The following is a 12,561-nucleotide window of genomic DNA, read 5'->3' as shown; positions in this document are numbered from 1 at the left end:
TCATGACCACTATTCATTATCGTGAAGTCATTAAAGATGGATGTTTAGAAGCTGAAATTGTCGATGAACATTATATTTTCGATTTAACCCATTTTGCCCAAGCATGTGGACAAAGCCCAGAATGGGTTCTACAACTCTTGGAATATGAAATCCTCCCTGCTCGCTCGGAAACACGCATTCATCAATTTTTTGGTGATGAATTATCGCGTGCACGCCGTGCTTATCGCCTACAGCGTGATTTCGATGCCAGTCTTTCTGCGGTCGCCATGATGTTAGATTTGATCGACGAAGTTCAGCAATTGCGTAAAGAAGTTAAACACGTACAAATGACCCATAGCTGATCACCACCAGCTAGACACATCTGATTTTTTTAAAATCAGTGCTTGATCCATGCTCTATGATTGATTCTTTGAATGAGGTAATGACAGCGATATGAACAGCAAAAATTTGAATAAAAAACTAAAAAATATGTTCCCTGAATATCGGGATTTAATGCAAAAATTGGCCAATGAAGATGTCCATTTTGCACGACTGATGGAAGATCATGATGAATTGAATCGTCAGATCACACAGCTTGAACAAGATCCTGTGAATCTGATCAATATCAATGATGACATCGAACTGTTAAAACGTAAAAAATTAAAGTTGAAGGATCATCTTTATCAGATTTTAAAAGCAACCTCTGTTCAGAGTCCAATTTAAATGATTCGATTATCGTCGATTATTTGAATCGTGTGATTTTTTCAACTTCTTTCATGGTTTTTTTAATCGGTTCATAGTCTAAAAACCAGAAAAAGTTTACATGTTGATCCTTATGTTGTTGGGCTAACATATCCATCACACTACGTTCGCCACGACCCACTAAATGTCTGCGATAGAAGAAGATAATGAGTACAATAGTGGTTAACAACATAATGCCGATCATGATCCAGAATCCTTTTGGATCATGCAGTCCCGGAATAGCGGCAAAGTTCATTCCGTAAATACCTGTGAGCAACGTTAATGGTGCAAAAATCGCAGTAATGATAGCGAGAATCCGCATATTTTCATTGGTTTGATTGGCGACTGCTGAAAAGTGCAAATCAATCGCCGCCTGAATCGAATTTCCTAATCGAGTCGTATGTTTTTGAATACGCTCAATATGACTGACTAAATCGTCAACACGAACCAACACCAAATCTTGCTTTTCAGCCTGTTTTTTGCCTTTCAAATGCGGATAGTTATCTACGATTTCATCACGAAGTTCTTGTAGAGTTTCAATTTGCTCTTCACAAATATTTTCAACTTGTTGAAATGCCATGTTTTCTTGTAAGAGCTGATTCCATTGAGTAAAACGACGATGCCCCTGCAATAGTTGTTGCTGCCAATATTCCACTCGTGCTGTTAAAGGCACTCTCAGATCTAAATATCCATCAACCATGGTGTTCAATAATCGAAGCGTAAGATCTATTGGTGTTATCGCCAACTTTCGAGGCTTGTTCTGCTCTTCTATTGCACGACACACAATTGTTTCAATCCGAGCGATAAAGTTTTCGATCGCTTTATTGCCTTGTTCACGAATCGTGACTAAAACTTGCGGATTAATAATAAAACTGGTTGGCGTGGTCGATAAGCCGAAAAGACTTTCATGCTTTTCTAAAGCTTGGTCACTGATCATGACTTTATCTTCAGGCGTAATGAGTTTTCTAAAAATGAGTAAATCATAATCGTCCATGGTATCGAATACACATGGATGTTCTAAATTTAGAATATCGCGGATATGAAATTCATTTAGAACGAGTGACGTACGCTGATGAATGTCTTTATTCCATTCCTCAGATCGATTGATGACATCTGAGCGTAAACAATCCACCCAAATAAATTCAGGCTCTTGATCCTGTATTTTTGTTCTAGTCACATAAATATAATGTTCAGTCTGATGCTGATAAAAATAATAAGTTTGCATAGTGACGTTGTCAGGAATATTCGAGTAAGTCTTAGGCGAAATCATGCCATAAAAAAAGCCTGCTTGATGCAGGCTTTTTTCAATAACAGTCTAAACAGATCAAGGGATTAAGCTTGTTCAATGTCTTTCATTGTTAATTTAATACGACCACGGTTGTCTACATCAGCCACTTGTACTTTGATTTCTTGACCTTCAGTTAAGATATCCGTTACGTTCGCAACACGTTCGTTTGAAATCTGAGAGATATGAAGTAAACCATCAGTACCAGGAAGGATGTTGACGAACGCACCAAATTCAACGATACGGATCACTTTACCCATGTAGATTGTACCTGGTTCGATTTCAGCAGTAAGCGCTTGGATTTTTGCAACAGCAGCGGCAGCAGCAGCTTTAGTTTCACCAAATACACGAACTGTACCGTTATCTTCGATATCAATTGCAGCTTTAGTTTCTTCAGTGATCGCACGAATCGTCGCACCACCTTTACCAATCACATCACGGATCTTATCAGGGTTGATGTTGATCACTTGGAATGTAGGCGCGTGCATCGAAATTTCAGGACGAGCGCGTGAAATCACTTGATTCATTTCATTCAAGATATGCATACGACCAGCATAAGCTTGGTTCAATGCAGCTTCCATGATTTCTTCAGTAATCCCTTCGATCTTGATGTCCATTTGAAGTGCAGTAATACCGTTTGCAGAACCTGCTACTTTAAAGTCCATATCACCTAAGTGATCTTCATCACCTAAGATGTCAGAAAGCACTGCGAAACGCTCGCCTTCTTTCACTAGACCCATTGCGATACCCGCAACTGGCGCTTTAAGTGGAACACCTGCATCCATAAGTGACAATGAAGCACCACATACAGAAGCCATTGAAGATGAACCGTTCGATTCAGTGATGTCAGATACGATACGAATCACGTACGGGAAGCGATCAGCTGGTGGAAGAACGGCTTGAACACCACGACGTGCCAAACGACCATGACCGATTTCACGACGTTTAGGACCAGATTCACGACCAGTTTCACCTACAGAGTATGCAGGGAAGTTGTAATGAAGCATGAAGTTATCAGTTTTAGTACCAGCAAGCGTATCAACCATCAACGCATCACGAGTATTACCCAAAGTCGTTGTAACCAACGCTTGAGTTTCACCACGTGTAAACAATGCAGAACCGTGAGCACGGTCTAATACACCCACTTGAACATCGATTGCACGAACAGTTTTCGTGTCACGACCATCAATACGTGGTTTACCAGACAAGATGTTGTCACGAACTGTACGGTATTTAAGGTCTTCGAATAATTCGTCAACTTCAGCAGCGATACCCGTTTCGTCATTTTCTGGAACGAACTGAGCAACAGCTTCGGCATGAAGTGCATCTAATGCAGCATAACGGTCTTGCTTAACAGCAATGGTATACGCTTCAGAGATTTTTGCTTCAAATGCAGCTTTTAACTGACCCAAAAGTTCTTCATTTTTAACTGGAGCAACCCAAGTTGATTCAACTGCACCCGCAGCTGCTGCAAATTCTTTAATCGCTTGAATCGCGATTTGCATTTCGTCATGACCGAAAAGCACAGCACCTAGCATTTGGTCTTCTGAAAGCTCTTTCGCTTCAGATTCAACCATAAGTACAGCAGCTTCAGTACCCGCAACAACAAGATCAAGATCAGACTCTTTCATTTGTTCGTGGTTCGGGTTAAGAATGTATTCACCGTTGATTAAACCAACACGTGCGCCTGCAATCGGACCACGGAATGGAACACCCGCAATTGACATTGCAGCTGAAGTACCGAGCATTGCAGCAATATCAGCATCCATCGTTTTATCAGAAGAAATAACAGTCGCTGTTACTTGGATTTCGTTGTAGAAACCTTCTGGGAACAATGGACGAATTGGACGGTCAATCAAACGTGAAATAAGCGTTTCAGATTCAGACTGACGACCTTCACGCTTGCCATACCCACCTGGAATACGACCCGCTGCATATTGTTTTTCTTGATAGTTAACAGTCAATGGGAAAAAGTCTTGACCTGCTTTTGCTTTTGGCTGAGCTACGATTGCAACAAGAACTTGCACCCCACCCATTGTGATCACAACCGTATTGGCTTGACGAGCAACACGACCAGTTTCTAAAACAACTTGGTGTTGACCGTATTGGAATTCTTTACGAATAATATTAAACATCGACATATTTTTATGTTTCCCGATTTTCTTCTAGTGGAGACCCCTAAGGTTTGGCATTCACAACTCAGAAACCCTGAGCTCGATTATAAATGACAAAGCTTAGAAGCCGACCTCACTAGACAATTAAAATACTCATATCGCGTAAAATATGAATTTAAGACACAAAGAAGGAGCGAAACATCGCCCCTTCTCTATTATCTAGACCAAGCTAGATAGACTCTAGTTTTCAGTATTACAGCACGTAACATGCAATAGTCCGAAAATAAAAGTTTAATCGAATTAACGACGTAAACCTAAAGCAGCAATCAATGCAGCATAACGAGTAGCGTCTTTACCTTTAAGGTAATCAAGAAGCTTACGACGTTGGTTAACCATACGGATCAAACCGCGACGGCTATGGTGGTCGTGTTTATGTTCTTTGAAGTGACCTTGCAAATCATTGATTTGTGCAGTCAAAAGAGCTACTTGAACTTCTGGTGAACCAGTGTCGTTTTCAGCGCGAGCGAATTTAGCGATGATCTCTGCGCGATCTGCATTTGTTAAAGCCATTCGATTTCTCCGAGATGCTTATATGTTAAGTATTTGATACAAATCAACTTCACTCTTCAAAGCCAAGTTGACTGCCGTGCATCACTACAGCAGTCAACTATTTTAAAGGAACTACCCTCAGATTGCAAAGTTATCCGCACTTATCTTGCTTTAATGATCTTGTTTGCAAAAGTGTCACTGGCCACGAGCGCTATAGACACTGACAAAAGCTTAAACTCAGCGCACACTCCAATTTAATAAAAACAAATAGCATGGAATTTTCGTGAAGTTATTTTCAACCAATACTTATTATGTCCCCCAAGATTTAAACAGCATTACCCAAGCTAAACATGAAGTTTCAGCCGAAATGGGTGGTATGACAGAACAACAAGTTCAAAAAATTTGGCACAGTGTCGAATCACTTTATAAATCAGGTAATCATCCGCTGATCAGCTTATGTATTCGTCGCCAAGGCCAAGTGATGATTAATCGCAGTATTGGTTACCAGCATGCGGTCACAAAAAGTCAATCGATTGATGATGCTGTTATTGCCAATCCAGATACACCGATTTGTCTTTTTTCTGCCTCTAAAATTGTGAATGCGATGTTGGTTCATTTACTCAATCAACAAGGCAAAATCAATTTATTCGACCCTGTAAGCCATTATATTCCTGAGTTTGCTGCCAATGGTAAACGTCGTGCCACGATTTTCCATTTACTATCGCATCGTGGAGGTATCCCCAATATCGAAACTGAAGTTACACCTGAGCTTTTATTTGACCGTGAACAGATTTTAAAACTGTTATATGCAGCTAAACCTATTTCTTATAGTGGCAATCAATTGGCTTATCACGCTGTAACCGCTGGCTATATCTTAGGTGAATTGGTTGAGCGTGTAACTGGACAAGATATTCGTCAGTTTTTGCATGAGAATATTGAAAAACCCATGGAAATGGATTTTTTTAATTATGGTTTAAAGCCTGAGTTCCGAGATCAGGTCGCCACCAACTATCCAACAGGCATGCATCCAAAATTAGGCACAGATCTTTATCTGAACCGTGTACTGGGTGGTGGCTTACAACTTGCAGTCGATGTGACCAATGATCCGCGTTTTATGGATACCGTTTGTCCCGCAGGAAATATTTATACCAGTGCAGAACAAGCCAATCGTTTTTTTGAAATGTTGCTCAATGGTGGAAATTATAAAGGCAAACAAATTTTAAGCCCTGAAACAGTGTTTCGTTCAACATTGCCAACATCAAAAACCTCCATTGATCGTAACTTACTGGCACCCATGCGTTACGCCCTTGGACCGATGTTGGGCAGTAATCCTGTTGGAATATTTGGTCCAAATTCAGGGCAAGCTTTTGGTCATCTAGGTTTTTCAAATATCCTGTGTTGGGCTGACCCTGAGCGAGATATTAGCGTTGCATTGCTGAATACGGGTAAAGCTGTTGTAGGAACACATTTACCAGCCTTAGCGAATGTGCTGTATCAAATATCAACTCAATGCCCAAAAATTCCTAAAGACAAACGTCGTGCCTTATTTGGTACTGATCGAAATGAAACAGAGCTGGTTTAAGAAAAACTGATCAACAAACTCAGAATAAATCACTACCCCATAAATAAAAAATAAATTAATCAATAACTTTTATTTTTTTTTGAAAAATAATCATATTGATTCAGTATTTACAAAGACGTGAATAGTGAAAAAGCCCTAAGATTTCTCTTAGGGCTTTTTCTGCGCTGTAGGTTCTTATCTTTTAATTATAGTTATATTATCTATATCGTTATTATCAGTGATTGTTCACTCTTATTATGAATACGTTCCGTGTTCTTAATACTGCATTTCCTTATGTGCTCATTATGCCACAAATAAAATGATACACAAGTCGCATTTTTCGTATCTTAATGTAAGAAAATGCGTACAGAGTGTAAGTAATGTACCTAAATTGAAAAATAAACAGATATAAAAAAGCCCTGTAGTCTCTCCCAAAACTACAAGGCTTAGCGGCTGTAAGTTTCCTCTTATTTACTTACTGTCAGTGTAAGTTCGCAGTCTCTCGACTTTAAGTTATTCTAATTATGCGATTTTATTCAACATTCCGTGTTGAACTGTTTATAGGATCAATCATCGCAAAAAAAATGCGGAAGCTCTATGCGTCAATTTCTCGAATCCTTGTACGTTATTTCTTACAAGACTGAGAGTGTTTTCATTTATTTGATCAAATTAAGTGATTAATTTTCTTTACCAAACCACTCGATCTTGTTGTTTTTATGAGAAATGATTGGGCTAAAGCATTTGAATTTACCAATAAACTGACCACTGATTTCGCACGCGTCACGGCGGTATAAATAAGCTCCTGACTGAGAAGTTTTGTCGATGCTTCATCCATGACCACTGCCGTATGTGTAAATTCAGAGCCTTGAGATTTGTGAATAGTCATTGCAAAGGCTGTTTCAATCGATTTAGGTAACCGAGTCGCGGGAATCCATTTATTTAAACTTGGGAAATAAACTTCAAACTCGGCAGGATTGGTTCGATGCTTAAAACAAAGACCAATATCACCGTTCGAGAGCCCTATTTGATAGTCGTTATAACTCATCATTACAGGTCTGCCGACATACCAATCCCCTCGTTTGACTAACAATGGCAGCTGATCCAGTAAAGACTTTTGCATCGCATTATTCATTTTAGTTAAGCCAAAATTACCATGCCGAATCGCAGTTAATATACGATACTGGCCAAAGGCTTGAATGACTTGCTCAACATCAGCATTTGGATCACCACTCTCCATGTACTTTTTTAAAGCATCAAAATAAGCATAAAAACCCCAACTCAGTTTTTCATAATAATGCTGTAAAGCCTCTGAATTGATCTGATCGGGTAGATACTCCAGTTGCACGACATCTGACATCTCTTTCAGAAGAGGAACAGATTTAATTTCAGTGGCTTGAACAATGTTGCTTTGCAATGAATCCAAGACTTCCCGATGTGGGGTTTTAGCATCTCGTGGCGTTTGAATAAAACCTGCTAACTCGCCAATCAATGCACCCGCTTTGAATCTTCGACTGGTAACCAAATTGACATGATTTTCATCGAGTGCTTTTACTTGTCTTAAATCTGCAAGTACCGAACCGACATCAACAGACGCCAATTGATTGGCATCCCCCAATAAAATCAATCGACATTGATCTGGTATGGCTTCCAACAACAATGTTGCAAGATTCAAATCCAACATCGATGCTTCATCAATCACAACCACATCATAAGGTAAGGGTTGCTTCAAATGGAATCTTGGTTGATAGCGTGTTCCGAGTCCCAATAAGCGATGAATGGTAACTGTATCTTGTTGTTTTAAATGATCCGAAACCAAGCCCATCGCATTCAGACTTTCATCATTAAAAGAGTTTTGTAATGCTTCTTTCATCCGTTGAGCCGCTTTTCCTGTTGGTGCTGCCATGGCAATTCGGATATTCGGCATTGCATGATTTAACACTGCAATAATCCGTGCCAATGTATAGGTTTTACCTGTTCCTGGGCCACCCGTAATAATATTGAGGCTTTGTTTCACCACCATTTTCAAGGCATTTTTTTGATGCTGATCTTCGAGTAGATGATCAAACTGATTAATTTTAATTTCTTCAATATTCTGTGATTTTAATCGTTGAATCTGCAACGCTAAACGCTGCTCCAATTGCCAATAACGATATAAATAAAAGTGTTCTTGATCATAAATAAAAGGAGCGACTGTGTGCGTAGCCAATACATCTTCAATGGCCAAATGACCCAGTAATTCAGGGCTAAAATGTGCTTTGGCTAAACAACTATCACCACGTGTCGTTGCAAGTAAAATCTGTTCTATTAAATTAAGTGAATCTTCATTTAATTTTAACTGTGGAGATGACTGTTTAAGCATGAATTCAGCCCAAGTCGCAATCCATTGCGGTGTCTGACTCTCTACTTTTTGTCTATTTTCCACACAGTTATCCTCAAAGTTATAAACATATTTACCAACACTATTATCCACAACCTAAGTTTATGTTTAATAGTTATATCATTTAAAAAAGGCTGTAATTTAGCTGACTTTTTCCTCAACCAAACAACCTAAAATAGCATCAAGTCGCAGTATAAATTCAATACTCGGTTGCCAATAAAAATAACCTTGCCCTGCCTGTCCATTCATACCACGTAAATATAAATAGCTCGCCCCACCCAAATCACGCTCAGGATCATAATCTTCAAGTTGAATTTTTAAATAACGGTGTAATGCGACGAGGTATAGTGCTGCCTGCAACCAATAACTGGCATGCGTCATACTTTGTTGAATCGCTGTTGAATCATAACTTTGAGCGTCTAAGCCTAAGAAATTACTCTTATAATCTGCAATATGGTAACGATGACCATCATAGAATACTAAATCAATTTCACCTTTTAAGTAGCGAGCAGCATTAGCTTCTTTAAACTCGGGCATGCTTATCCCATACTCACGAAACAACTGATGCACTCGCTGGATCGCAAATACGCGATCTGATAATGCAAGGTAAAATGGAAATTCAGCTAAACGTTCATGTACGCTCAATTGATTCAATCTAAATTGACCATCACCTTTTGAGTTTATCTCATTTGAATCACTCAAATTTAAGTCAAGTTGCTCGAATGCTTGTACTTGTGGTTCAGATTCACTCAATACAGGTGTCGCTAGAATTTCTTTCAGCCAGTCCACCATCGCATTCAAAATAAAGTCTTCTGCTGATTGGTGTTCTGGAAAAGTGGATTTAACTTTATCCAGCAATTCGTTCCACAAGGTCGCATAATCATTTTTAAAACGGCGTCGTATTTCTAAACTCCATAATTGTGAATCTTGAAAATCAAGATGCTCAAAAATTTCGTGTAAGAAACTCCCTGCTAAAGTCCCCATTGGGAAATGAGCCTTAATCCAAGCGATGGGCTGACGAGGCTGTTCTATTTCAACTATCATTTGCTGAATTTCATCATCTGCACGACCCATCTCTTGCTCTGAAACCGCCAATGCATCTTGAATTTGTTGGCGCGTCAAATGCTGTGCTAAAGCACTGAAACTGGTTTTGGACTTTGGATAAAATCGTTGCTGAGGAAATGGATTTGCGATTACGTTAGGTACTATTTTTTCCTCAATAGCACTTACTTTTGGAGGACGTGATGTGATTAATGGCGCTATATCACTCTGTGGATGCTGAAAGGTTTCTGTGCCTTGACCGCGCCAAAAAGCTAAGGCAGATGTGGATGTTCCTTTGACATCACTGAGCATGGCATAGACTCGATGGCTAGCTCGAGTTAAAGCGACATACCACAGGCGTTTTTGTTCTGCCAAATGTCGTTCGGCGTGTTGTTCCGCGGCACGTTCATCAATATTTTGTTTATCTTGAATTGCGACCACACGGCGTTCTTCCATCTTGCCCGTGTTCGGATTAAGTTGTTCAATCTTAGAAAAATTAAGCGCTTTATTCATTTCGTTGGCGCTTTTGTCCGCACCCAATAAAAATACAATTTTAAATTCTAAACCTTTGGATTGATGAATCGTCATCAACTGCACGCCCGCTTCATTGGACAGCTTACGCTCCATTTCCCATTCGCGTTGCATCGGTTCAGTCAACTGTCTGAGATACCAATGATAGAGGTTTTGGGCACCTTGATAATCTTCACTGTGCTGACTGAGAACTTCAGTTAAGTGTCGCAGGTTGACTACAGCACGCTCATTATCACGGCTTTGTTTTTCAACGATTGTGTTCCAAATTTTGAAAGCGTTGAGACAATATTGCCATGCCGTTAGGAAGCCTTGATTGAGCCAAAGCTCCCGAATCAAATCAAACTGTTCAATATAATGGCTTAAGCCTTCGGTCTGTAATTCCAGTTGAATCAACTTTTGTAAATTGAAGCCCAACAACCGACTCAATAAAGCGCGTTTGACTTTGGCTTCATCGAAAGGATGCATAATTGCCGTAAGCAAAGCCCCCACATCTCGCGCAATTTGGCTTTCAAATACACTTTTTTTCGAAGGACGATTGTAGGTAATTCCTAAGTATTCCAAAGCAGATTGGATTTTATCTAAACCATCATGGTTTTTGGACAACACCGCAAAATCGCTTTCATTTAAGACATGTGTTTGATCGGTTTTTGGGTCATTTAAATACAGTTGCCCTTGATTGGCGAGATTGAGTAAATGACGAATCTGCCAAGCCACTTGCTCTGCTTCTGTGTCTTTATCTTCAAGCTGAATCCAACGAAGTGGCGTTGGATTGATCTGCCCTTGCTCGACCAATGCAGGATGAGGACGATTGCCCGCTTGAACAGGTTGATAAATCACCATTTCGCCAAAATCAGGCTGTCGTTGAAATAAAGCATCCACAACTTCAACCAACTCTCGAACGGAGCGATGGTTATAAATCAAATTGTATGCATGTCCTTCTTTGCCAAACACATCTTGATGTGCTTTTAAGAACGTCAGCATATCGCCACCGCGAAAGCCGTAAATCGCCTGTTTACGGTCACCGACCATAATCATGCAACCTTTTTTGACTCGACTTGGATGACGCCAAATTTGCGCCAGCATGTCATCTTGATCTTGGTTGGTGTCTTGGAATTCATCGACTAAAATCAGCGGATAGCGTGCATGTACATACGCTGCAAAGCGTTGCCCTTGATCGCCTTGTAGTGATTCGGCTAATGTGCGAATTTGCTGTGCAAAAGTCGTTTCACCTTTTTGTTGTAATACTTGAGGCAAGCGCTTTTTCACTTCGGTGGCAAGATGATATTTCAAATAACTGTCGAGCTGTTCAAGATCTGTTGCCAGTCTTGAAAATGCTTCAAAAAACTGCTTTAAAGCACGAATAATGGCATGGGATTCAAATTGAATTGCCACATTTTCAGGGCATTTATTTAACGGCTTTTTGTTCACCAAATCTGAAAGCGGCTTTAAAACGCCTTCAAATTCTGAGGCAAACAGCGCATTGCTCCGCTGTATTTTCAACATTTCAATGAAATAAGGTAAATCATGTTCCAGTAACTTTTTTAAAGCCAGTTGATCGCGCCATCTTTTAGCTAAAATTTTGAAATATTGCCCGTCTTCCAAATAATATTCAGACAAGGTTGCAGACTGAGATAAATCAATGTGAATCAATTGATCCATGTGTTGTTCAAATTCTGTTAAATCCACCTGTGGTGGCGGAACAGGCTGAAAATAAGCAGAAGTGAAATTCAGACTCGACTCCACCACAGAGACATAACTGTCTTGAGATTTCAGCTTTTTATTTAACAGTAAATAATCAATGGTTGGCTGAGATTGTGCTTGAATCCACTCTCTTAATACATCGTGAATCAATTGATAGCTATAACTTTTCGCATCATCGGTAATGGTGGCATATTCAATTTTGCCACTTTCAAAAGCAAACTCTCGCAATAACTTTTGGCTGAAACTGTCCAACGTCCCAACAAAGAGTTCATCCAACTGATCAATCACCAGTTTTAAACGCTCGCAAGCATAGGCAATTTGATTTGAAAAAGTGGTGAGTAATGTTGCAAATAGCGGATCTGATTCTGAGTTTGCTTTGGCAATAACCTCATGCTCGGTCAGTTCACGACAGGCTTCAAAATATCGCTGTGCTTCAATCAATCTGAGTCGAACACGACTTTGTAATTCTGCCGCTGCCTTTCGCGTAAATGTGGTGGCAATGACCTGATTGGGTAAATATTTCTCAAGTAGAATCCGCACCATCAGGCTGGATAAAGTATAGGTTTTGCCTGTTCCTGCTGAAGCTTCAATCCAATGCAAACCTGTAAAATGCATATCGACAATCGGTTGTGTTGAGACCTGATTTTTTGAGAGCTGATTTTCTGAGCGCTGCGCTTGATTC

General features: G+C 39.8%; 8 protein-coding genes. 3 read left to right on the top strand and 5 right to left on the bottom strand.

Translation table 11 applies throughout. The annotated features are described in order from the left end of the window. Positions 1-2: 2 nt before the first annotated feature. Positions 3-341, top strand: coding sequence for a chaperone modulator CbpM (locus AC5YD2_RS01845; RefSeq protein ID WP_496124682.1), 339 nt, complete (start codon positions 3-5; stop codon positions 339-341). Positions 342-432: 91 nt separating this feature from the next. Beyond that, positions 433-702, top strand: coding sequence for an HP1242/YdcH family protein (locus AC5YD2_RS01840; protein WP_496124681.1), 270 nt, complete (start codon positions 433-435; stop codon positions 700-702). A 19-nt stretch (positions 703-721) separates the two neighbouring features. Here AC5YD2_RS01840 and AC5YD2_RS01835 read toward each other — a convergent pair whose 3' ends face one another. The 3 genes from AC5YD2_RS01835 to rpsO all read right to left on the bottom strand — a co-directional run bounded on the left by AC5YD2_RS01835 (position 722) and on the right by rpsO (position 4,689). Further along, positions 722-1,945, bottom strand: a complete 1,224-nt coding sequence (locus AC5YD2_RS01835; protein WP_496124806.1) for a magnesium transporter CorA family protein — start codon at positions 1,943-1,945, stop codon at positions 722-724. A gap of 107 nt (positions 1,946-2,052) precedes the next feature. Then, entirely contained in the window at positions 2,053-4,140 is a 2,088-nt protein-coding gene (gene pnp / locus AC5YD2_RS01830; protein ID WP_496124805.1) for a polyribonucleotide nucleotidyltransferase, read from the bottom strand. Between the two features lie 279 nt (positions 4,141-4,419). After that, complete coding sequence (gene rpsO / locus AC5YD2_RS01825) at positions 4,420-4,689, bottom strand: 30S ribosomal protein S15 (protein ID WP_496124680.1); 270 nt, start codon at positions 4,687-4,689, stop codon at positions 4,420-4,422. Between the two features lie 262 nt (positions 4,690-4,951). On the opposite strand from rpsO, the gene AC5YD2_RS01820 reads away from it, so the two are divergent. Then, on the top strand, positions 4,952-6,250 hold the full coding sequence (locus AC5YD2_RS01820) for a serine hydrolase domain-containing protein (protein WP_496124679.1): 1,299 nt from the start codon (positions 4,952-4,954) through the stop codon (positions 6,248-6,250). A gap of 643 nt (positions 6,251-6,893) precedes the next feature. On the opposite strand, the gene recD is transcribed toward AC5YD2_RS01820, so the two are convergent. Both recD and AC5YD2_RS01810 read right to left on the bottom strand, forming a co-directional pair. Next, positions 6,894-8,651: an exodeoxyribonuclease V subunit alpha gene (recD, locus tag AC5YD2_RS01815; protein ID WP_496124678.1), complete on the bottom strand. Its 1,758-nt coding sequence runs from the start codon at positions 8,649-8,651 to the stop codon at positions 6,894-6,896. Between the two features lie 96 nt (positions 8,652-8,747). Next, entirely contained in the window at positions 8,748-12,494 is a 3,747-nt protein-coding gene (locus tag AC5YD2_RS01810) for a UvrD-helicase domain-containing protein (protein WP_496124804.1), read from the bottom strand. Positions 12,495-12,561: the final 67 nt, after the last annotated feature.

The sequence above is a fragment of the Acinetobacter sp. CY73 genome (assembly GCF_059515865.1).
The sequence above is the reverse complement of the archived record's forward strand: the minus strand, read 5'-3'. Positions and strand labels throughout refer to the sequence as shown.

Bases quoted from the DNA above. Each gene is read 5' to 3' on its own strand.
- AC5YD2_RS01845 (WP_496124682.1), top strand. From the start codon at position 3: ATGACCACTATTCATTATCGTGAAGTCATTAAAGATGGATGTTTAGAA.
- AC5YD2_RS01840 (WP_496124681.1), top strand. From the start codon at position 433: ATGAACAGCAAAAATTTGAATAAAAAACTAAAAAATATGTTCCCTGAA.
- AC5YD2_RS01835 (WP_496124806.1), bottom strand. From the start codon at position 1,945: ATGCAAACTTATTATTTTTATCAGCATCAGACTGAACATTATATTTAT.
- pnp (WP_496124805.1), bottom strand. From the start codon at position 4,140: ATGTTTAATATTATTCGTAAAGAATTCCAATACGGTCAACACCAAGTT.
- rpsO (WP_496124680.1), bottom strand. From the start codon at position 4,689: ATGGCTTTAACAAATGCAGATCGCGCAGAGATCATCGCTAAATTCGCT.
- AC5YD2_RS01810 (WP_496124804.1), bottom strand. From the start codon at position 12,494: ATGCATTTTACAGGTTTGCATTGGATTGAAGCTTCAGCAGGAACAGGC.